A 22,063-nucleotide genomic window follows, 5' to 3' on the forward strand; every position below is an offset into this window, starting at 1 on the left:
CGCGCCCAGGACTACGGTTCGGGCAGATACCCGGCACTGTCCGAACCGTCGAGGGGTCCTGGCGCAAGCCGGGGCCCCTTTCTTTTTGGCGCGGTGGTTCGCACCGCGCCTGACCGAGGCATCGCAAACCCGCCGGTTCGTGCTATATTCGGCCATGGACCGGATCGGTGCGCTCGACATCCTCCGACGATCGCAAACGGCGCTGCACGAACGCGGCGTCCGCCACATCGCGCTGTTCGGATCGGTTGCCAGGGGCAGCGAACGACCCGATAGCGATCTCGACATCATGATCGAGATCGACCCCGACGCCCATGTCACGGCGTTCGAGTATGTGGACCTCAAAGACTACATCGCGGGCCTGTTCGATCGCCCGGTCGACGTGGTGAACCGCGACCAGCTCAAGGCGCACGTCGCGCCGAGCGCCGAAGCCGACGCGGTCTATGCGTTCTGAGATCACAGATCTCGCACTCCGCGACATTCTGCATCACATCGATCTGGCGACTGAGTTCGTCGCCAACACCGACCTCGTGGTTTTCAAGAACGATCTGCGTACTCTGTATGCCGTAACGCGATGTCTCGAGATCATCTCGGAGGCGTCACGTCGCGTCGCGAACGACGTCAAGATACGCCATCCGTCGATCGGTTGGAGACAGATCGCAGCCGCGGGCAATGTCTATCGTCACGACTACGAAGATGTCGCGGCCCAGATGGTATGGGACACGGTGCATCGCGCCTTGCCCGCACTGAGAGCGGCGGTGAGCCGGGAGCTCGCAGACAAGCTTCAGTCTCCGGTTCCCCCGCACACGCATCGAGGCACGCCGCCGCCGCCCGTCGATGGTTAATCGCGTCTTAACCTCGCCGTATCTATGGTGGCTGATCTGTTGTCGCCCGCGCCGGAATGCGGCCGGGCGCCTTGCAAAACTGGCGTTTTCGAATGGCTGTGCCCGCCTCCTCCGCATCAGCGCACGCTGTCGGCAGTGCTCACGCTGCCGCGGGCAGCGAGCGCTCGCCATTCGCGCGCCTCACCGAATTGCTGGCGCCGTATCAGCCCGGCGAGCGGCTGATCAATCTGTCGGTCGGCGAGCCGCAGCATCCGGTGCCGGATTTCGTCGGCCCGGTGCTGGCGCGGCATACCGCCGAGTTCGGCCGCTATCCGATGGCCAAGGGCATCGCCCCGTTCCGCCAGGCCGCCGCGGCCTGGTTGACGAAACGCTTCGCGCTGCCGCGCGCGCCCGATCCCGAGACGCAAGTGCTGGTGCTGAACGGCAGCCGCGAGGGCCTGTTCCTCGCCGCGGTCGCGGCCGCGCGCTATGTCGGCCCGCGCGACGGCACGCCGGCGATCCTGATGCCGAATCCGTTCTATCCGGCCTATGCGGCGGGCGCCCGCGCGGCGGGCTGCGAGGCGGTGTTCCTGCCGACCAATCCCGCCAACGGCTTCCTGCCCGATCTCGATGCGCTCGACGCCGCGACGCTGAAGCGCACGGTGGCGATCTACATCGCCTCGCCGGCCAATCCGCAGGGCGCGGTGGCCTCGACTGGTTACTTCGCGAAGTTGAAGGCGCTGGCGGATCGCCACGGCTTCCTGATCCTCGCCGACGAGTGCTACTCGGAAATCTACACCCGCGATGCGCCCGGCAGCGCGCTGCAGGCGGCCGGCCCCGATTTCCGCAACATCGCGGTGTTCCAGTCGCTGTCGAAGCGCTCGAACCTTCCGGGCATGCGCGTCGGCTTCGTCGCCGGCGACGCCGATTTCCTCGCGGCCTATCACGAGCTGCGCAACGTCGCCGCGCCGCAGGTGCCGGTGCCGCTACAGCACGTCGCGGTCGCCGCCTATGCGGACGAGGCGCATGTCGAGGAGAACCGGCGGCTGTACCGGCTGAAATTCGATCTCGCCGACCAGATCATCGGCGCGCGCTACGGTTATCAGCGCCCCGCCGGCGGCTTCTGCCTGTGGCTCGACGTCGCCGCGCAGGGCGGCGACGAAGCCGCGACGATCAATTTGTTCAAGCACGGCGGCGTCCGCGTCATTCCCGGCAGCTATCTGGCGCGGCCGCAGGCCGACGGCAGCAATCCCGGCGCCGGCTACATTCGCGTCGCGATGGTGCAGGACAGTGAGACCACCGCCGAAGCGCTGCACCGTCTGGTGCGGATTCTCGAGTGAGTCGCGGGGCTGAAAGTTGAGCATGCCGGCGATCGAACGCGTCATCCCCCTGGTCGGGCACCTGCCGACATCGCTGCGCGATGCGCTGGCGCGGCGGCTGCGCGAGCTCGCCGGTTTCGGCCTGATCAGCATCGCCGTCATGGCCGCCGCGGCACTGGCGACCTGGTCGGTGCAGGACCCGAGCCTGAGCCACGCCACCTCGCGCAAGATCCACAATCTGATCGGCTATCCCGGCGCGATCGGCGCCGATCTGGCGATGCAGATCCTCGGCCTCGGCGCTATCGGCCTGCTGCTGCCGGTCGCGACCTGGGGCTGGCGGATGATCAACCACCGGCCGTTCGATCGCCGCGCCTTGCGGTTTGGGGCCTGGATTCTCTGCACCATCCTCGCCGCCGGCTTCGCCTCGTCGTTTCCGCATGACAGCGCCTGGCCGCTGCCGACCGGCCTCGGCGGCGTGGTCGGCGATGCGCTGGTGCGCGCGCCGTCGCTGATCTTCGGCCCCGGGCTGATCTTCCGCATCATCCTCAGCATCGTGCTGGGCGGCGCGATGGTGGCGTGCTTCGTGATGGCCAGCGGCTACGGCTCGCGCGAGCCCGACCCGGTCGAAGCGATCGCCGACGACGTGCCGCTCGACGAAGACGAGGATCGCGACGAGGGCTCGGTCTCGCTCGGCTGGATGGCCCACGCCGTGCTCTCGGCCAGGGCGCGGCTGTGGCGGCTGATGAAGCTCGGCTATCGCGGCCTGGTCAGCAGCGGCGCCTCCGCCGGCCGCTCCGCCGCGGCGTTCGAGCGCCAGGAGCCGAAGCTCGGCAGCGGCCGGACTTCGCCGCCGATCGTTCCGCGCGACGAGCGCGACGACGACGAGCCGCTCGACCTCGAATCTGCCGATGCGATCGACGACGAGGAAGAGGACGAGCCGGTCGCCCGCGCGCCGCGCAAGAAGGCGGCGCCGAAGCCGACGGCGAAAAAGCCCGGCAAGTTCGAGCTGCCCTCGGTCAACGTGCTGACGGCGCCGAAGGCGTCCGACCGCCAGCCGCTCAACAAGGCCGAGCTCGAAGCCAATTCGCGCGCGCTGGAAGGCGTGCTGCAGGATTTCGGCGTGCGTGGCGAAATCGTCAAGGCGAACCCCGGCCCGGTGGTGACGCTGTACGAACTGGAGCCTGCGCCCGGCATCAAATCGTCGCGCGTGATCGGCCTGTCCGACGACATCGCGCGCTCGATGAGCGCGCTGTCGGCGCGCGTCGCCGTGGTGCCCGGCCGCAACGCGATCGGCATCGAACTGCCCAACGCGCATCGCGAGAAGGTGTATCTGCGCGAACTGCTCAGCGTGAAGGACGGCAACGAGACCGTGCACAAGCTGCCGCTGTGTCTCGGCAAGAACATCGGCGGCGATTCGATCATCATCGATCTCGCCCGCACCCCGCATATGCTGATCGCCGGCACCACCGGCTCGGGCAAATCGGTCGCGATCAACACCATGATCCTCAGCCTGGTGTACCGGCTGCGGCCGGATCAGTGCCGGCTGATCATGGTCGATCCGAAGATGCTCGAACTGTCGGTCTATGACGGCATCCCGCATCTCTTGACGCCGGTCGTCACCGATCCGAAGAAGGCGGTGGTCGCGCTGAAATGGGCGGTGCGCGAGATGGAGGAGCGCTACAAGCGCATGGCCAAGCTCGGCGTCCGCAACATCGACGGCTACAATACGCGGCTCTCCGAAGCCAAGGCGCGCGGCGAGGAACTGACCCGTACCGTGCACACCGGCTTCGACAAGGAAACCGGCAAGGCGATCTACGAGGACGAGAAGCTCGACCTCGAGCCGCTGCCCTACATCGTCATCATCGTCGACGAGATGGCCGACCTGATGATGGTCGCCGGCAAGGACATCGAAGGCGCGGTGCAGCGGCTGGCCCAGATGGCGCGCGCCGCCGGCCTGCACGTCATCCTCGCCACGCAGCGGCCCTCGGTCGATGTCATCACCGGCACCATCAAGGCGAACTTCCCGACCCGCATCTCGTTTCAGGTCACCTCGAAGATCGACAGCCGCACCATCCTGGGCGAAATGGGCGCCGAGCAGCTGCTCGGCCAGGGCGACATGCTGTACATGGCCGGCGGCGGCCGCATCTCGCGCGTCCACGGCCCGTTCGTCTCCGACGAGGAAGTCGAGAAGGTCGTCAAGCATCTCAAGACGCAGGGCCAGCCGGAATATCTCGAGGCGGTCACCGCCGAAGAGCCGGCCGAGGGCGAGGACGGCGCCGTGTTCGACGCCACCGGCATGGGCGGCGACGGCGGCGGCGACCTGTTCCAGCAGGCGGTCGCCATCGTCAAGCGCGACCGCAAGGCCTCGACCAGCTATATTCAGCGCCGTCTGCAGATCGGCTACAACCGCGCCGCCTCTCTGATCGAGCGCATGGAACTCGAAGGCATCGTCGGCCAGCCCAACCACGCCGGCAAGCGTGAGATCCTGGTGGCCGAAGAAGACTCCGACTTTTGACCGGCAGGATGATCAGCGTGATGGAATTGTCCGGAGCGGAGTCGCGAAATCGCCACAGCGCCAAGGTAGCCGCTGGGAAGCTGAGTGCCGGATCCGCCGCACCTGCGCAGGACATTGCATTGTCGATTGATTTCAATGGTTTGGCGCCGAGACCGGCGATCCCTCAAGGGCTACGCGGCGCCATCGCGGCCGGCATCGGGCTGCTGCTGGCCGTCACCGCACCATTCGCCGCCGCCGAAACCGTGCCGGTGCCGAAACCGTCGCCGAAGGGCGGCGAGCGGCTGCTCAGCGCCGCCGAGCCGAACCGGCCGCAACAGCGACCGCCGCAACAGCCGGCGCCGCCGGTCGCGAAGCTGACCACGCCGCCCGAGCCGGTGATCCCCGATCCGCGCCGCAACGTGCCGGCCTCGATCTTCACCACCTTCGACGCCAAGCAGAAGGCGGATGCCGCGAAGGTCAGCGCCTATCTGTCGTCGCTGTCGACGCTGGTCGGCAATTTCGTTCAGGTCGGGCCCGACGGCAGCCGGCTCCAGGGCGATTTCTACATCATGAAGCCCGGCAAGGTGCGGTTCGAATACGACGAGCCGAGCCCGGTCTCGATGGTCTCGGACGGCCAGTCGCTGGCGGTGCGCGACCGCAAGCTCGCGACCCAGGACGTCTATCCGCTGTCGCAGACGCCGCTGCGCTATCTGCTCAGCGACCGCATCGATCTGTTGCGCGACACCAATGTGGTCGCGATCAGCTCGGACGAGCTCTACATCAGCATCATCATCGAGGAGCGCAACGCGGTGATCGGCACCAGCCGGCTGATGCTGATGCTCGGCGTCAAGGACGGCCAGCTCAAGCAATGGACCGTCACCGATCCGCAGGGCTACGACACCACGGTGGCGATCTACAATCTCGACACCACCCGCCGCCCCGACCCGTCGATGTTCAAGATCGACTTCACCGACTACGGCACCCCGCCGGGCTGAGGCTGTCCTTCTTATTGTTTCGGTGATCCGCTTCGCGGACGATGGATGCGCGGGTCAAGCCCGCGCATGACGCTGTGCTTGATCGCCCCGTCAGTCGCAGACCGTCTCTTCAAGACCGTCATTGCCGGGCTTGACCCGGCAATCCATCCACTTCGCAAGACGCCACGGCGCACGCCGGGCGGGTTGTACACATCAGCGGCTTGCGTCCGATCGTCCGCCGCGCAAGAAAGAGCGCGCACCTCAGGATGACGGTGCCGCGCCCGCAACATCCCGGCCCCCCATGTCCTTCACGCTCACGACCTGGAACATCAATTCGGTGCGGCTACGCATCGAGCTGGTGGCGAAATTCCTCAAGGCGCAGCGGCCAGACGTGCTGTGCCTTCAGGAGACCAAATGCCCGGACGACGCGTTTCCGGCGAAGCGCTTCAAGCGGCTCGGCTACGAGCACATCGCGCTCAACGGCCAGAAGGGCTATCACGGCGTCGCGGTGATCTCGAAGATCCCGTTTCTCGCCACCGACATCCGCACCTTCTGCGACAATATCGACTCGCGCCACATCTCGGTGTCGCTGCAGACCGGCGCGGCCGATCCGCCGCTGCTGCTGCATAATTTCTACGTGCCCGCCGGCGGCGACATTCCCGATCCCGAGGCCAATCCGAAATTCAAACACAAGCTGTCGTTCCTCGACGAGATGCGGGCCTGCGCGCCGCTGCATCCGTCGGGCGACGCGCGGCACATTCTGGTCGGCGACCTCAACGTCGCGCCGCACGAGCACGACGTCTGGTCGCACAAGCAGTTACTTAAAGTCGTGTCGCACACCCCGGTGGAATGCGACAAGCTGCTCGCGGTGCAGGCCGCCGGCAATTGGGTCGACGTCGCGCGCGAGCGGATTCCGCTGTCGGAGAAGATCTACACCTGGTGGAGCTACCGCGCCGCCGACTGGACGATCGGCGACCGCGGCCGCAGGCTCGACCACATCTGGGTCTCCGAAGCGCTGCGCGCCCGCGTCACCGACTTCAAGATCCTGCGCGACGCCCGCAGCTGGGAACGCCCGAGCGACCACGTCCCGGTGACGGTGACGATGGAGCTGTGAGCCGCAGCGCGTTCATCCGCGAACCGACAACAAGCACAGCGCGCTCCCTCTCCAGCCTGCGGGAGAGGGTTGGGGTGAGGGCGACGCGAGTCGCTGACCGCTGCTACGCTGACCCGCCGCTACGTCAGCTTGGCGCCGGCGCGCAGGATGTCGCGGGCGATGGTGGTGGTGCGGGCGGCGAATTCGTCGCGCAGGCGCTTCGCCGCGGCGGGGTCGCTTTCGAGCACGCGCTGAAACAGGCTGCGGGCGATCCGGATCACCGAGGAATATTCCAGCGCCACCGCGCTGGAGGGCCGCGGCATCGGCAGCACCAGCGCCAGTTCGCCGATCAGGTCGCCCGGCCGCGCGATCAGTTCGTGCGGGCCGCCGTCCTCCGACGTCACCTGGAACGCGCCGCTCTGCACCACATAGCCGGCGTCCGACGCATCGCCGGCGTTGAACAGCACGTCGCCGCGCGCGAAGTCGCGCTGATCCGAGCCGATCGCCAGCATCCGCAACGAGGTGTCGCCCAACAGCCGCAGCGTCGGGACGCGCTCGAGCAGGGCAACATCATCTTCGATCGACATCAGGGACCGGTCAGAGAACGGGACGCGCCAAGGCTATGGCGACGATTCGGCCCCTATTGGTATCACGGCACGAGTTTGTAGCCACCGGCCTCGGTCACCAGAATCTCCGGATTCGCCGCATCCTTCTCGATCTTTTGGCGAAGTCGGTAAATGTGGGTCTCGAGCGTGTGGGTGGTCACGCCGGAATTATAGCCCCAGACTTCCTGCAGCAGCGTCTCGCGCGACACCGGCGCCTGACCGGCGCGGTACAGGAAGCGCAGGATCGCGGTTTCCTTCTCGGTCAGCCGCACCTTCTTGGCGTTGGCGCCGGTCAGCATCTTGGAGCCGGGGCGGAAGCTGTAGGGGCCGACGGTGAACACCGCGTCCTCGCTGGCTTCATGCTGGCGCAGCTGGGCGCGGATCCGCGCCAGCAGCACGGCGAAGCGGAACGGCTTGGCGACGTAGTCGTTGGCGCCACTCTCCAGCCCGAGAATCGTGTCGGAGTCGGTGTCGTGCCCGGTCAGCATGATGATCGGCGCCTTGAAGCCGCCCTTGCGCAAGCTGCGCACCACCTCGCGGCCGTCGGTGTCGGGCAGGCCGACATCCATCAGCACCAGGTCGGGCGAATTCGCCTTGGCCGACTGCACGCCTTTGGCGCCAGTGTCGACCGCGGAGGCCTCGAACTCCTCGTGCAGCGACAATTGCTCGACCAGCGCGTCTCGCAGATCGGTGTCGTCGTCCACGATCAGGATCTTGCGGGCGTTCGGCATAGGCGATGTCCTTCGGGTCTTGCGCGCGGCTCCAGCCGGGGCGGCGGAGGGCGCCTTTCCAAATCATGCGCAGCAATCGAGCGCGATTGTATCGCAGATCAGCAAATAGGGATCGATTCTGCAGATTTGAACAGTGGCATGCTAAAATTGCCGACAATCGCCTCCAAAGAGCCGCGCCAGACGTGAAAACAGTCTTAAATTCAGATTCTTATCCGACCGCCGCGGGATGCCGCCCAAGCCGGATGGTGCGCGTCCGCCCGGCGCCCGGCCGGCCCAGCCGCGGCTGGCTGACGGCGGATGGGCTGACGATCCCGGTCGCGCTCGGCCGTGGCGGTATTCTGGCCAACAAACGCGAAGGCGACGGCGGCACCCCGCGCGGCACGTTTCGTCCGCTGCGGCTGTGGTGGCGGGCGGACCGTTGGCCGCAGCCGCGCACCCGTCTCCCGGTGCGGGCGATCACCGCCGCCGACGCCTGGTGCGAGGATCCGTCGAGCCGGCACTACAACCGGCCGATGCGCCGCGGCCCCGGCGAGCCCGGCGACCGCTTGCGGCGCGACGATCATCTGTATGATTTCATCGTCGAGATCGACCACAACACAAGGCCGCGGATCGCCGGCCGCGGCAGCGCGGTGTTTCTGCATCTGGCCCGCGACAATTTCGGCCCCACCGCCGGCTGCATCGCCATGACCCGCGGCAACCTGCTCCGCCTGCTGGCGCGGCTCGGGCCGAAGACGAGGATCGTGATCGGGTAGGTGCATGCGCCCTCCGCCGCGATCGGCCGCCGGCACCTCCGCCACCTGCCACCAGTTCCGCCGTCATCCTGAGATGCGCGCTCCCTTGAGCGCGCCTCGAAGGATGGGCCGCAAGCGCCCGTCGCACATCCTTCGAGGCGCGTAAGGGCGCGCACCTCAAGATGACGGCCGAATACGGTGCGGGGCGTGCTTTCGCGGGTGGTGACGGCTGAAAGCTGAGCCGCCGCGGCACCGGGCGGCGGGCGTGAGAACTGTCGCCCTACCGATGCCCGAAGATCGCCGAACCGACCCGCACATGCGTGGCGCCGAATGCGATCGCGGTGGCGAAGTCGGAGCTCATGCCCATCGACAGTTTCGCCAGGCCGTTGCGTTTGGCGATCTTGGCCGTCAGCGCGAAATGCGGCGCCGGGGCTTCGTCGACCGGAGGGATGCACATCAGCCCGGCGATGGTGAGCCCGAAGCGGTCGCGGCAGGCGGCGATGAACGCATCGGCGTCCTGCGGCGCGATTCCAGCTTTCTGCGGCTCCTCGCCGGTATTGATCTGGACGAACAATTCGACCGCGCGGCCGGAGGCCGGCAACACCTTGGCGAGCGCCTCGCACAGGCTCTCGCGATCGACCGAATGGATCGCGTCGAACAGCGCGACCGCCTCCTTGGCCTTGTTGGATTGCAGCGGCCCGATCAGATGCAGCGCGGTGTCGGGATGGCTCTCCAGCAGCGGCGGCCATTTGGCCTTGGCCTCCTGGACGCGGTTCTCGCCGAACACCCGTTGCCCGGCGGCCAGCACCGGCAGGATGGCGTCGGCCTCGAACGTCTTCGACACCGCGATCAGCGTCACCGAATCGCGGTCGCGGCGCGCCTCCTGGCAGGCCCGGGCAATCTCCTGCTCGACGGCGGCCAGCCCCTGAACCGGGCCGGCGCTCACCGCATTCCCCGGCGGTTTCGCGCCGCGGCGGCGCGTGACGGACGGTCGAACGACGCGAAACGGAAGTCGAATGCACTCGCAGGTCGTATTTTCATTCAATTTGTAACGAGTTGGAGGAAGGGTTCTTGAACCCTTGGGCCTAGGTTGTTTGCGGGGGTTGAGGGGGGCACGATGTCACGCATCGCCATCATTCGCAAGAAAGCGAAGCTTCGGGGGTTACTCGGAATCCGCGCGCGGCTGGTGATTCTGGCGCTGATTCTGGTGTGCCCGCTGATGTTCGACCGGGTCCGCCTGCTCGAACACACCCGCAGCAGTGAGATCGCCGCGGTCGCCGCCACCGCAGCGACGCTGGCGCAGCGCGCCGCCGACGCCCAGCGCGAAGTGATCTCCTCGGTCGAGGCGGTGCTGAAATCCGCCGCCTACATCCATGCCGCAGCCGCCCAGGTCGACCGCAGCTGCAGCATTCTGCGCGCCAGTCTGCGGGTCGATCTGCCGTCGATCCGGATGCTGTCGATCGCGGATGCGCGCGGCATCATTCATTGCTCCACCGCGGCGATGTTCGTCGGCGCCGACGTCAGCGAGCGCGCCTATTTCCGCCGGGCGCTGGAGAGCCATGATTTCGTCGTCAGCGATTTCCTGATCGGGGCGCAGAGCGGCAAGGGCACCATTCTGGCGGCCTATCCGGTGTCGGCGGTGGACGCCGGCGAACAGGCCGTGATGATCGCCGGAATGAACCTCGACTGGCTGTCGGACATCATGGCCAATCTCGCCGACCGCGCCGGCGTCAGCGTCGCGCTGATCGACGGCGAGGGCACCGTGCTCGCCACCCCGCCCGACCAGCGCAGCAAGGTCGGCCAGAAACTCGACCAGGCCACGCTCGACTTCGCCCTCGGCGCCAATCCGCCGCAGCGGGAGGCGTTGGCAGCTCTGGACGGCACCGGACGGAGGCTGTCGGTCTCGCGGATTCCGGGCACCAATTCGCGGCTGCTGGTGACGCTCGACGAGAGCGTGGTCGCGGCCGCCATCAACCGCGAGATCCGCACCGCCTATCTGCAACTGGCGCTGGTGTGCGTGTTCGTGCTGCTCGGCGCGCTGATCGCCGCCGAACGGCTGATCGTGCGGCCGATCTCGATGCTGACCTCGACTGCCAAGCGATTCGCCGAAGGCGACTGGTCGGCGCGCGCCGCGCGCGCCCGGCTGCCGTCGGAATTCGTGCCGCTGGCGCGCGCCTTCAACGCGATGGCCGCGCAACTCGGCCAGCGCGAGCGCGAGCTGGTCGCGATCAACAACAACCTCACCGTGATGGCGTCGATGGACATGCTGAGCGGTCTGGCCAACCGGCGCGGCTTCCAGAGCCGGCTGGACTTCGAATGGGCGCGCGGCCAGCAGACCGGCCATTGCCTGGCGCTGCTGATGCTCGACGTCGACCATTTCAAGCCGTTCAACGACAGCTATGGCCATCCGGAGGGCGACGCCTGCCTGTCGCGGATCGGCGAGGCGCTGGCGGGCGTGGCCGACGAGACCGGCGGCTTCGCCGCGCGCTACGGCGGCGAGGAGTTCTGCCTCCTGTTGCCGAATACCGATGCGGCGGCCGCGCGCGATGTCGGCGAATTGGTTCGGGCCACGATCGAGCGACTTGGGGTGCCGCATCGCACCAGCGAGTTTCAGCGCGTCACCGTCAGCGTCGGCGTCGCGACGGCTCTGCCGGTCGACACCGCGGCGCCGCGCGAACTGCTCGAGGCCGCCGACGCCGCGCTCTACGCCGCCAAACACGGCGGCCGCAACACGGTCGCCGAACACGGCCTGGTCCGCGGCGCCGATGCGCCCGCGCCAATGGCGATGGCGGGCTGAGGCGGCGCCCGCGCCGGGCCCCGGCCGGACCGCGGAATTGCGCCCATCCCATTGACCCGACGCAGCGTTTCGTGGCCTATTCCGCGCGCCTTGCGCGCGAATTCCGCCTGAGCCGCACCGGTTTGCGACCTCATTCGCGCTTCCTTGAATGTGCACAGCGCTCGAACCGGCCGGCCGACTGATCTCCAGCCTGACTGATCTCCATGAGCAACGAACGTTACAACGCCCGCGAATCCGAGCCGAAATGGCAGGCGAAATGGGACGAGGCGAAAATTTTCGCCACCCGGAACGACGACCCGCGCCCAAAGTATTACGTGCTGGAGATGTTCCCGTATCCGTCGGGCCGCATCCATATGGGGCACGTCCGCAACTACACCATGGGCGACGTGGTGGCGCGGACGATGCGGGCGCGCGGCCACAACGTGCTGCACCCGATGGGCTGGGACGCGTTCGGCCTGCCGGCCGAGAACGCCGCGATTGAGCGCAAGGTCGCGCCCAAGGCCTGGACCTACGACAACATCGCTTCAATGAAGAAGCAGCTCCAGACCATGGGGCTGTCGCTCGACTGGGCGCGTGAATTCGCGACCTGCGATCCGACCTACTACAAGCATCAGCAGAAGATGTTCCTGGATTTCCTGAAGGTCGGCCTGGCCGAACGGGAAACCCGCAAGCTCAACTGGGACCCGGTCGACATGACCGTGCTGGCCAACGAGCAGGTGATCGACGGCCGCGGCTGGCGCTCCGGCGCGGTGGTCGAGCAGCGCGAGATGAACCAGTGGGTGTTCAAGATCACCCGCTACGCGCAGGACCTGCTCGACGCGCTGGAAACGCTCGACCGCTGGCCCGACAAGGTCCGGCTGATGCAGCGCAACTGGATCGGCCGCAGCGAAGGCCTGTTGGTGCGGTTCGCGCTGGATGCGGCGACGACGCCGGCCGGCGAGACCGAGCTGAAGATTTTCACCACGCGGCCCGACACGCTGTTCGGCGCCAAATTCATGGCGATCGCGCCGGATCATCCGCTGGCGCAGGCGGCGGCCGCCAAGAACGAGAAGATCGCGGCCTTCGTCGAGGAGTGCAAGAAGCGCGGCACCGCGCAGGCCGAGATCGACACCGCCGAGAAGCAGGGCATCGACACCGGCATCCGCGCGCTGCATCCGTTCGACCCGACCTGGCAGATCCCGGTCTATGTGGCGAATTTCGTGCTGATGGAATACGGCACCGGCGCCATCTTCGGCTGCCCGGCGCACGACCAGCGCGACCTCGATTTCGTCAACAAGTACCAGCTTGGTAATACGCCCGTTGTGTGCCCCGAGGGCCAGGACCCTTTGAGCTTCGTCATCACCGACGAGGCCTATGACGGCGACGGCCGCCTGATCAATTCGCGCTTCCTCGACGGCATGAGCATCGCGGACGCGAAGGAAGAAGTGGCGAAGCGGCTGGAGACAGCGACGCTCGGCAATGCGCCGGTCGGCGAGCGCAAGGTCAATTTCCGCCTGCGCGACTGGGGGATTTCACGCCAGCGCTATTGGGGCTGCCCGATCCCGGTGATCCATTGCGAGGTCTGCGGCGTCGTGCCGGTGCCGGACAAGGACCTGCCCGTCGTGCTGCCGGAGGACGTGTCGTTCGACAAGCCCGGCAACGCGCTCGACCATCACCCGACCTGGAAGCACGTGCCCTGCCCGCAATGCGGCGGCAAAGCGCAGCGCGAAACCGACACCATGGACACCTTCGTGGATTCGTCCTGGTACTTCGCGCGCTTCACCGATCCGTGGAACGAGACCGCGCCGACCACGCCCGACGTGGTCAACCGGATGCTGCCGGTCGATCAATATATCGGCGGCGTCGAGCACGCGATCCTGCATCTCTTGTACAGCCGGTTCTTCACCCGGGCGATGAAGGCCACCGGCCATCTCGGCCTGGACGAGCCGTTCCGCGGCATGTTCACCCAGGGCATGGTGGTGCACGAGACCTACCGCACCGCCGACGGCCATTTCGCCTCGCCGGCCGAAGTCGCGATCGTGGCCGAGGGCGACGGCCGCCGCGCCACGCTGCTCGACGGCGGCACGCCGGTCGAGATCGGCCCGATCGAAAAGATGTCGAAGAGTAAGCGCAACACCGTCGATCCCGACGACATCATCGGCTCTTACGGCGCCGACACCGCGCGCTGGTTCATGCTGTCGGATTCGCCGCCGGACCGCGACGTGATCTGGAGCGAGGAAGGCGTCAAGGGCGCATCGCGCTTCGTGCAGCGGCTGTGGCGGATGGTGAATGACGCCGCCGCCATCGCCCGTTCGGCCCCGGCCGAGCGGCCGGCGACGTTCGGCCCCGAGGCGCTGGCGGTGCGCAAGGCCGCGCATGGCGCGCTCGACAAGGTGTTGAGCGGCATCGAACGGCTCGCCTTCAATGTCAGCCTCGCCCATATCCGCGAATTCGCCAACAGCTTCGGCGAGGCGCTGGCGAAGCCGGGCCAGCCGTCGCCGGATCTGGCCTGGGCGATCCGCGAGGCCGCGGTCATCCTTGTTCAACTGTTTCACCCGATGATGCCGCATCTGGCCGAGGAATGCTGGGCGGCGCTGGGCCGGCCGGGCCTGGTCTCCGAGGCGCTGTGGCCGCAAATCGAACGCGATTTGCTGGTCGAAGACAGCATCACCCTGCCGGTACAGGTCAACGGCAAGAAACGCGGGGACATCACGGTGGCCAGGGACGCCAACACCCAGGAAATTGAGGCTGCCGTTTTGGCCCTCGATGCGGTAAGACAGGCGCTGGACGGCAAGCCCGTCCGCAAGGTGATCGTGGTGCCGCAGAGGATCGTGAATGTCGTCGGTTAGGCCCGCATTGGCGAAGATGGTCGCGAGGCTGGCGCTCGCCGCAATGCTGGCGGCGCCGCTGGCTGGATGCTTCCAGCCGATGTATGCCGACCGCGGCGACGGCTCGCCGACGCTGCGCGACAAGCTCGCCGCCATCGAGGTGCCGCCGCTCGACGTGCCGAACGGCTCGCGCGTCGCCCGGCTCGGCGTCGAGATCCGCAACGCGCTGATGTTCAAGATGTACGGCAGCGCCACCGGCGCGCCGCCGCTGTATTCGCTGAAGATGAACCTCACCACCCAGCGCTCGTCGCTGATCGTCGATCCGACCACCGCGCTGCCGACCATCGAGAATTACGGCATCGACGCCAGCTACCGGCTGATCGAGATCGCCACCGGCAAGGTGGTGATGTCCGGCAACACCTTCTCGCGCGTCGAATACGACGTGCCGGGCCAGACCCAGCGCTTCGCCCGCACCCGCGCCGGCCGTGACGCCGAGGATCGCGCCGCGCAGGAAATCGCCGAGAACATCAACACCAGGCTGGCGTCGTATTTCTACGCCGGCATCTGAGCCGGTCGTGCGCGCCCGCGCCGCATCGCCGGTCTAACATCGCCATGGTCGCGCTGCGTGGACGAGACGCCACCTCCTTTCTGGCCCGCCCCGATCCGGGCCGGCCGATCATCCTGCTGTTCGGCCCCGATGCCGGCCTGGTACGCGAACGCGCCGACGCGCTGATCGCCTCGGCGCTCGACGATCCCAACGACCCGTTCGCGCTGGTGCGGCTCGACGGCGACGAGCTCGCGGCCGAGCCGTCGCGGCTGGTCGACGAGGCGAATTCGATCCCGATGTTCGGCGGCCGCCGCGCGATCCGCATCCGCGCCGGCTCGCGCAGCTTCGTCGCCGGCGTCGAGACGCTCGTCGCGTCGCCGCCGAAGGAATGCCGGATCGTGATCGAGGCCGGCGACATCAAGCCGGACAACGCGCTGCGCAAGGCCTGCGAGAAAGCCGCAAGCGCGGTGGCGATCGGCTGCTATCCGGACGCCGAGGCCGATCTCGCCAAGCTGATCGACGACGAACTCCGCGCGGCCCAATTGCAGATCGGCCGCGACGCTCGCGGCGTGCTGATGACGCTGCTCGGCGGCGATCGCCAGGCCTCGCGCAACGAAGTCCGCAAGCTCGCGCTGTATGCGCACGGCCAGGGCGAGATCACGCTCGACGACGTGATCGCCTGCGTGTCGGACGCCTCCGACCTCAAGCTCGACGTCATTGTGGATGCGGCGTTCTCCGGCAAGCCGCAGGTCGTCGAAAGCGAATTCGCCAAGGCGATGGTCGCCGGCACCTATCCGGGGCAGATCATTCTCGCGGCGCAGCGCCACGCCGCGTTCCTGCACAAGACCAGCCTCGCGGTCGACGCCGGCACGCCGGCCGCGACAGCGCTCGACAGCGGCTTTCCGCGATTGCATTTTTCGCGCAAGGCCGCGTCCGAAACGGCGCTGCGCAATCTCGGCCCATCGCGCCTGGCGCAGATCATCGACCAGCTCGCCACCGCCGCGCTCGACACGAGACGCCAGGCCACCCTCGGCGCCGCCATCGCCCAGCGCACGCTGCTGTCGATCGCGGTAAGCGCGCGGCGAAGGAGTTAGTTGGGAGGGCGGCGTCGCATCACCGGCCTCGCATCACCGTCATCGTCTCACCGGCATCGTCATCCTGAGGTGCGCGCTCTTGCGCGCCTCGAAGGATGCGGCAACGGGTGCCGGCGGCCCATCCTTCGAGGCCCGCCGCGCCGCGCACAGCGCGGCCCAGCGCGCTCCTCAGGATGACGTCGTCCTTGTTACAAGGCGCGAACGGGCGCCGTCTCACCAACCCAACTAACCGCTCGCTACCCCAACTAACCGCCCGCCTCGAGCCTGCGGATGATGTCGTCGAGCTGGTCGAGATCGGCGTAGCGGATCTGCAGCGAGCCGGTGCCGTCGCGGTCGTCGATCGTCACCTTCATGCCGAGCGCGTCGCTGACGCGTTTTTCCAGCGCCAGCGTGTCGGCGTCCTTGGCCGGCTTCGCGCTCGCAGACGCGCGCGGCTTCTGCGGCTTGCGTTCCGGCACGCCTTCGTCGTGGGCCAGCGCTTCGGTCTGCCGGACGTTGAGGCCCTCGGCGACGATGCGCTTGGCCGCCGCCGACGGATCGGGCACGCCGATCAGCGCGCGCGCATGGCCGGCAGATAGTTGTCCGGCCGCGATCAGCTCGAGCACGTCGTCGGGCAGCTTGGTCAGCCGCATCATGTTGGCGACGTGGCTGCGGCTCTTGCCGACGATTTTCGCGATCTCGTCCTGGCTGCGTTTGAATTCGTTGGCGAGCGCGTGATAGCCCTGCGCCTCTTCCAGCGGATTGAGATTCTCGCGCTGCACGTTTTCGACGATGGCGATCTCGAGCGCCAGCGCATCGCTGACATCGACCGGCACGATCGGCACTTCGTGCAGGCCGGCGCGCTGCGCCGCGCGCCAGCGCCGTTCGCCGGCGATGATCTCGAAGCGGTCGTTCGTGCCCTTCACGGGCCGCACCACGATCGGCTGGATCACGCCGTGCTGCTTGATCGAATCCGACAATTCGCCGAGCTCGGCATCGGTGAAGCTGCGGCGCGGGTTGCGCGGATTGGCCTTGATGAATTCGATCGGCACCTTGCGCTGCGCGCGCGGCCGCTCGACATGCGCGGCCTCGCCGCCGACGTCCCCGATCAGACTCGCCAGCCCCCGCCCCAGTCGCGAACGGTGCTCGTCGGCCATCGCCTGCTCCCTTGGATTCACGTCGTCACTCCGCGTTACGCTTTGTTGTATCAAGTCATCCGCCGATGACGCCGAGTTGTGACTTGCCGCTTGCGCCCGGCGCCTGTGGCCCATCCTTCGAGGCTCGGGGCTACGCCCCTCGCACCTCAGGATGACGTGGTGCTTGTCGAGACGATCAATGCCTCTCCGTCATCCTGAGGTGCGCGCTCTTCCTTGCGCGCCTCGAAGGATGACCGCGCACGGCCCCCGCCGCGCGCCATCGCAAGCCTCAATGCGTGGTACGCAGTTCGCGCTCGCGCTGGATCACTTCGGTGGCGAGCTTGAGATAGGCCTCCGAGCCGACGCATTTCAGATCGTAGACCAGCACCGGCTTGCCGTAGCTCGGCGCTTCCGAGATCCGGACGTTGCGCGGGATCATGGTGTCGTAGACCTTCTTGCCCATGAACTGTCGGACGTCGGCGACCACCTGGCTCGACAGATTGTTGCGGCTGTCGAACATCGTCAGCACGATGCCGTGGATGGTCAGCTCCGGGTTCAGCGTCGAGCGCACCTGCTCGACGGTCTGCAGCAATTGCGACAGACCTTCGAGCGCGAAGAACTCGCACTGCAGCGGCACGAGGATCGCGTCCGACGCCGCCATGGCGTTGACGGTTAGCAGGTTCAACGACGGCGGGCAGTCGATCAGCACATAGGTGTAGTCGAGCGGCGGATCGACGTCCTTGTTGAGCACGGCGATCGCGTCGCGCAACCGGAAGGCGCGGTCGCGGGTGTGGCCGAGTTCGAGTTCGAGGCCGGACAGATCCATCGTCGAGGCGGCGATGTGCAGCCGCGGCACTGCGGTCGGCACCACGGCGTCGCGCAGCGGCGCTTCGCCGGCCAGCACGTCGTAGGTCGAACAATTGCGGTCGCGGCGGTCGATCCCGAGCCCGGTCGAGGCGTTGCCCTGCGGGTCGAGATCGACGATCAGCACGCGCTCGCCGATCGCCGCCAGCGCGGTGCCGAGATTGATCGCCGTGGTGGTCTTGCCGACCCCGCCCTTCTGGTTGGCGAGCGCGATGATGCGTGGGCGTCCAGGCTCGGTCATCGCCCTATCCCCTTGAAATATTTCATCAATGACGGTCATGCGCGGCGGCTTCTGGGTTGGTGGTGGAGGGGGCGTGTCGGACGATGCGGTCGAGTTCGACGATCCAGCCCTGCCCGCCGGTCAGGCTGGCGTGCAATTGGGGCTCGATCTTCCAATACTTAGTAGCTTCCGTCAATTCCGCTTCTACATCTTGACCCTTGAGAAACAGCACCTTGCTGCCCTCGGTCATCAGCGGCGCGGCGAAACCGATGAGCTGGTGTAGCGGAGCAACGGCACGCGCGGTGATGCAATCGAGCGCCCGCGGGAACCTATCCACGTTATCCCCAATGTCCGCGAGCATAACTGTGCCCGGCGCGCCGGTGACGCGCAGCGCCTCGCGCAAGAAAGCGGCCTTCTTGGCGTTGCGCTCGACCAGCGTGACGTGGCCGCCGTCGTGCTCGGCCATTGCGCAGGCCAGCACGATGCCGGGGAAGCCGCCGCCGCTCCCGAAATCGAGCCAGCGCCGCGCCGTCGGCGCGAGCGCAAGGAGCTGAAGCGAGTCGGCGACATGCCGGGTCCAGAGCTGCGGCAGCGTCGACGGCGCCACCAGATTGGTCTTGGCCTGCCACAGGCGGAGCAGATCCAGATAGGCATCGAGCCGCGTCTCTGTTTCACGTGAAACGGGGGTGAGCCTCAGTGCCTGCGCCTTGTCGGCAGCGTCGGGCTGGGCGGCTGTCTGCGGCGAATGTCGCGAGGCCATCGGCCGGGGTCTCGGGGGTTCGAGGATCGGTGTGGATTACACATAAGCCGCCGCGGCGATTCCAGCCACTGTTTGGTCGGGCGCCGGGAGTGATTGCGATGAGTTTTTGCGCCGGTTGGCAGATCCCCAACAATGTGAGCCCGGAACAACGCCCGACGCTTGCGAGAGGCTCGTCCAGAACGTGGCGGCCGTTCTCACAGACGCCCCACCCGCGTCGCCCTCACCCCGACCCTCTCCCGCAAGCAGGAGAGGGAGCGCGCCGTGCCTGTGGAGGGGCTACCGCCTCGTTCAAAGCTCGGAGCCCGGGCACGGGGCTGAGACATCACCATTTCAATGCCGTGGCGTGTTTTATTCGATCCGGCACCCATTCTGGCACGGACGTCCCACCCGCACTGCCGGCTCCCTCTCCCGCTTGCGGGAGAGGGCTGGGGTGAGGGCGACGCGGGCACAGCGATTGTGTTCGATCACCCGGTGACCTCACCGGATGCCCAAGCCGGTCGATCGACGAGCTTCAAGGCGCCCAACGAGCCGATCCGGCCCCGCAAACGAGGCGGCGCGCTGTTTCACGTGAAACAGCGGCCTCGCCTAGCCTTCGCCGTCCACCACCGCCGGCCGCTTCCGCGCTTCTCGCCGCAGATAGGCCGCCAGAATGCCGAGCGCCGCGGGGGTGATACCGTCCAGGCGACCCGCCTGCCCGACCGTGCGTGGCCGGTGCCGCTCCAGCCGGCCCCGCGCCTCGTTCGACAGTCCGGGCACCTGCGCATAGTCGACATCGGTCAGCAGCAGGCCCTCATCGCGCCGGAACGCGGCGACGTCGGCGACCTGGCGCTCCAGATAGACGGCATACTTGGCGTCGATCTCGACATGCCCGGCGATCGACGGCGAAACCGCCGCCAGTTCCGGCCAGATCGCCCTCACCTGCGGCCATTCGATCTCCGGATAGGACAGCAGATCGAACGCCGAGCGCCGCTGGCCGTCGCGATTGAGCGACAGCCCATGCCTGGCCGCCTCGTTCGGCGTGATCGCCAGCGACTGCGCCAGCGCCTTGGCCTCGGCCAGCGCCGCCATTTTGCCGCGGTGGAACGCCGCCCGCTCCGTCCCGACGCAGCCCAGCGCCAGACCCTTGTCGGTCAGCCGCTGATCGGCATTGTCGGCCCGCAGCGTCAGGCGATACTCCGCCCGGGAAGTGAACATCCGGTACGGCTCGGAGATACCGCGGGTCACCAGATCGTCGATCATCACCCCGAGATAGCCGTCGGCGCGGTCGAACACGACGCCCTCGCCGCCGCCGGCCGCCAGCGCCGCGTTCAACCCGGCGACCAGGCCCTGCGCCGCGGCCTCTTCATAGCCGGTGGTGCCGTTGATCTGGCCGGCCAGATACAGCCCGCGCAACCGCTTGGTCTGCAACGTCGGCTCCAGCTCGCGCGGATCGACATGATCGTATTCGATCGCATAGCCCGGCCGCAGCATCACGGTGCGCTCCAGGCCCGGGATCGTGGCCAGGATCGCGCGCTGCACCTCTTCGGGCAGCGAGGTCGAGATCCCGTTGGGATAGACGGTCGGATCGTCGAGCCCTTCCGGCTCGAGGAAGATCTGGTGGCCGTCGCGGTCGCCGAATTTGACGATCTTGTCCTCGATCGACGGGCAATAGCGCGGCCCCGACGACTGGATCTGCCCGGAATACATCGGCGAGCGATGCACATTGGCGCGGATCACCTCGTGGGTCGCGGGCAGCGTCCGGGTGATGCCGCATTCGATCTGCGGCGTGGTGATCGCCGGCGTCAGCACCGAGAACGGCTCCGGCGGATCGTCGCCGGGCTGCATCTCGACCGCGCCCCAGTCGATGGTGCGGCCGTCGAGCCGCGGCGGCGTCCCGGTCTTGAGGCGGCCGAGCGCGAGACCCAGCGCCTCGAACGAGGCCGACAGCCCGAGCGCCGGCGCCTCATCGATCCGGCCGGCCGGCCAGCACTGTTCGCCGAGATGGATCAGCCCGCGCAAAAAGGTGCCGGTGGTGATGACGACCGCGCCGGCCACAAGCTCGCGGCCGTCAGCCAGACGAATCCCGGTGACCCGGCCCGCCTCGTTCAGCAGCGTGTCCGCCTCGCCCTCGATCACGCGGAGATTGGCGGTGGCGCGGATCGCGGCCTGCATCGCGGCGGCGTAGAGCTTGCGGTCGGCCTGGGCGCGCGGTCCGCGCACCGCCGGGCCCTTGCGCCGGTTCAGCATCCGGAACTGGATGCCGCCGGCATCGGCCACCCGGCCCATCAGCCCGTCCAGCGCGTCGACTTCGCGAACCAGATGCCCCTTGCCGAGACCGCCGATCGCCGGATTGCACGACATCGCGCCGACAGTGGCGAAGCGATGCGTCACCAGCGCGGTGGCGGCGCCGAGCCGCGCCGCTGCAGCCGCGGCTTCGCAGCCGGCATGGCCGCCGCCAATGACGATGACATCGTAGGAATTGCGCATGGCCGGCTTGTAGCGCAGCTTTTCCCGGCTTTGAAGCGGTATTGGATTCGGCCGTGTTTCACGTGAAACGCGAGTGCGTTGGTCTCCGGGAATCAGCCCCGGCGACGCGCCTCGTCACCACAGCACAACGCCTTGGTGAGGAGGCGCGAAGCGCCGTCTCGAACCATGGGCGGACGGGAATGGGTCGCCCTCCTTCGAGAGGCCCGGCTTCGCCGGGCTCCTCAGAACGCTTCATCGACTGATTGAAGGAATGCGGCCTTCTCGCGTGCAGAGTTGTCATCCTGAGTGCGCGCGTAGCGCGCCTCGAAGGATGCGGCCCAGGCGCCTGCGGCTCATCCTTCGAGGCCGCCGCGCCGCGCACAGCGCGGCCCGGCGGCACCTCAGGATGACGGCGGCATTTGGTCGCGAGCGCTGATTCCATCAAAACCGCTCCAGATGACGATTCAATTTCATGTCAGGGTCAAACTGCTGCAAGCAATCGACGCGCAAGGCTTGTTTCACGTGAAACAATCCCGGCAGCGGCCCACGGCGCAGCCATCGCCAGATCGCAGTCGAAATCCGGTTTCGGCCTGCCGGTCGGGCTTCGATCGGAACCTATCAAGAAATGAATATATTTATATTTATA

General features: G+C 67.4%; 18 protein-coding genes. 11 read left to right on the forward strand and 7 right to left on the reverse strand.

Annotated elements, in window-relative coordinates:
* The first annotated feature begins 85 nt into the window (after window positions 1-85).
* The 6 genes from RPB_RS01900 to RPB_RS01925 all read left to right on the forward strand — a co-directional run bounded on the left by RPB_RS01900 (window position 86) and on the right by RPB_RS01925 (window position 6,722).
* Window positions 86-451, forward strand: a complete 366-nt coding sequence (locus RPB_RS01900) for a nucleotidyltransferase family protein (RefSeq protein ID WP_011439275.1) — start codon at window positions 86-88, stop codon at window positions 449-451.
* Window positions 441-842, forward strand: coding sequence for a HepT-like ribonuclease domain-containing protein (locus tag RPB_RS01905; protein ID WP_011439276.1), 402 nt, complete (start codon window positions 441-443; stop codon window positions 840-842). The genes RPB_RS01900 and RPB_RS01905 overlap by 11 nt, the downstream gene beginning before the upstream one ends.
* A gap of 92 nt (window positions 843-934) precedes the next feature.
* Entirely contained in the window at window positions 935-2,161 is a 1,227-nt protein-coding gene (locus RPB_RS01910; protein WP_041797873.1) for an aminotransferase class I/II-fold pyridoxal phosphate-dependent enzyme, read from the forward strand.
* Window positions 2,162-2,177: 16 nt separating this feature from the next.
* Window positions 2,178-4,655 carry an FtsK/SpoIIIE family DNA translocase gene (locus RPB_RS01915; protein WP_011439278.1) on the forward strand — a complete coding sequence of 826 codons (2,478 nt, stop codon included), beginning with the start codon at window positions 2,178-2,180 and terminating at the stop codon, window positions 4,653-4,655.
* A gap of 20 nt (window positions 4,656-4,675) precedes the next feature.
* Window positions 4,676-5,629, forward strand: coding sequence for an outer membrane lipoprotein carrier protein LolA (locus RPB_RS01920; protein WP_011439279.1), 954 nt, complete (start codon window positions 4,676-4,678; stop codon window positions 5,627-5,629).
* A gap of 280 nt (window positions 5,630-5,909) precedes the next feature.
* Window positions 5,910-6,722, forward strand: a complete 813-nt coding sequence (locus RPB_RS01925; protein WP_011439280.1) for an exodeoxyribonuclease III — start codon at window positions 5,910-5,912, stop codon at window positions 6,720-6,722.
* A 119-nt stretch (window positions 6,723-6,841) separates the two neighbouring features.
* Here the strand turns inward: RPB_RS01925 and RPB_RS01930 are convergent, their stop codons facing one another.
* Both RPB_RS01930 and RPB_RS01935 read right to left on the reverse strand, forming a co-directional pair.
* Entirely contained in the window at window positions 6,842-7,288 is a 447-nt protein-coding gene (locus RPB_RS01930; protein ID WP_011439281.1) for a cyclic nucleotide-binding domain-containing protein, read from the reverse strand.
* Window positions 7,289-7,350: 62 nt separating this feature from the next.
* A complete protein-coding gene (locus RPB_RS01935) occupies window positions 7,351-8,037 on the reverse strand; it encodes a response regulator transcription factor (protein WP_011439282.1) in 687 nt (228 codons plus the stop codon).
* A 242-nt stretch (window positions 8,038-8,279) separates the two neighbouring features.
* On the opposite strand from RPB_RS01935, the gene RPB_RS01940 reads away from it, so the two are divergent.
* Complete coding sequence (locus RPB_RS01940) at window positions 8,280-8,789, forward strand: L,D-transpeptidase family protein (RefSeq protein ID WP_085978146.1); 510 nt, start codon at window positions 8,280-8,282, stop codon at window positions 8,787-8,789.
* Between the two features lie 259 nt (window positions 8,790-9,048).
* Here RPB_RS01940 and RPB_RS01945 read toward each other — a convergent pair whose 3' ends face one another.
* Window positions 9,049-9,714, reverse strand: coding sequence for a YggS family pyridoxal phosphate-dependent enzyme (locus RPB_RS01945; protein WP_011439284.1), 666 nt, complete (start codon window positions 9,712-9,714; stop codon window positions 9,049-9,051).
* Between the two features lie 171 nt (window positions 9,715-9,885).
* On the opposite strand from RPB_RS01945, the gene RPB_RS01950 reads away from it, so the two are divergent.
* The 4 genes from RPB_RS01950 (at window position 9,886) to holA (ending at window position 16,013) form a co-directional block, all read left to right on the forward strand.
* On the forward strand, window positions 9,886-11,565 hold the full coding sequence (locus RPB_RS01950) for a GGDEF domain-containing protein (protein WP_011439285.1): 1,680 nt from the start codon (window positions 9,886-9,888) through the stop codon (window positions 11,563-11,565).
* Window positions 11,566-11,768: 203 nt separating this feature from the next.
* Window positions 11,769-14,393: a leucine--tRNA ligase gene (leuS, locus tag RPB_RS01955; RefSeq protein WP_011439286.1), complete on the forward strand. Its 2,625-nt coding sequence runs from the start codon at window positions 11,769-11,771 to the stop codon at window positions 14,391-14,393.
* Window positions 14,380-14,940, forward strand: a complete 561-nt coding sequence (lptE, locus tag RPB_RS01960) for an LPS assembly lipoprotein LptE (RefSeq protein WP_011439287.1) — start codon at window positions 14,380-14,382, stop codon at window positions 14,938-14,940. Before leuS ends, lptE begins: the two co-directional genes overlap by 14 nt.
* Before the next feature lie 44 nt (window positions 14,941-14,984).
* Window positions 14,985-16,013, forward strand: a complete 1,029-nt coding sequence (gene holA / locus RPB_RS01965; RefSeq protein WP_011439288.1) for a DNA polymerase III subunit delta — start codon at window positions 14,985-14,987, stop codon at window positions 16,011-16,013.
* 245 nt (window positions 16,014-16,258) lie between these two features.
* Here holA and RPB_RS01970 read toward each other — a convergent pair whose 3' ends face one another.
* The 4 genes from RPB_RS01970 to mnmG form a co-directional block, all read right to left on the reverse strand.
* On the reverse strand, window positions 16,259-17,149 hold the full coding sequence (locus tag RPB_RS01970; protein WP_011439289.1) for a ParB/RepB/Spo0J family partition protein: 891 nt from the start codon (window positions 17,147-17,149) through the stop codon (window positions 16,259-16,261).
* Between the two features lie 268 nt (window positions 17,150-17,417).
* On the reverse strand, window positions 17,418-18,272 hold the full coding sequence (locus tag RPB_RS01975) for a ParA family protein (protein WP_041797874.1): 855 nt from the start codon (window positions 18,270-18,272) through the stop codon (window positions 17,418-17,420).
* Window positions 18,259-18,972, reverse strand: coding sequence for a 16S rRNA (guanine(527)-N(7))-methyltransferase RsmG (gene rsmG, locus RPB_RS01980; RefSeq protein ID WP_011439291.1), 714 nt, complete (start codon window positions 18,970-18,972; stop codon window positions 18,259-18,261). The genes RPB_RS01975 and rsmG overlap by 14 nt, the downstream gene beginning before the upstream one ends.
* Before the next feature lie 585 nt (window positions 18,973-19,557).
* A complete protein-coding gene (gene mnmG / locus RPB_RS01985) occupies window positions 19,558-21,438 on the reverse strand; it encodes a tRNA uridine-5-carboxymethylaminomethyl(34) synthesis enzyme MnmG (RefSeq protein ID WP_011439292.1) in 1,881 nt (626 codons plus the stop codon).
* Between the last annotated feature and the right edge of the window lie 625 nt (window positions 21,439-22,063).

The sequence above is a fragment of the Rhodopseudomonas palustris HaA2 genome (assembly GCF_000013365.1).
GTDB classification, from domain to species: domain Bacteria; phylum Pseudomonadota; class Alphaproteobacteria; order Rhizobiales; family Xanthobacteraceae; genus Rhodopseudomonas; species Rhodopseudomonas palustris_J.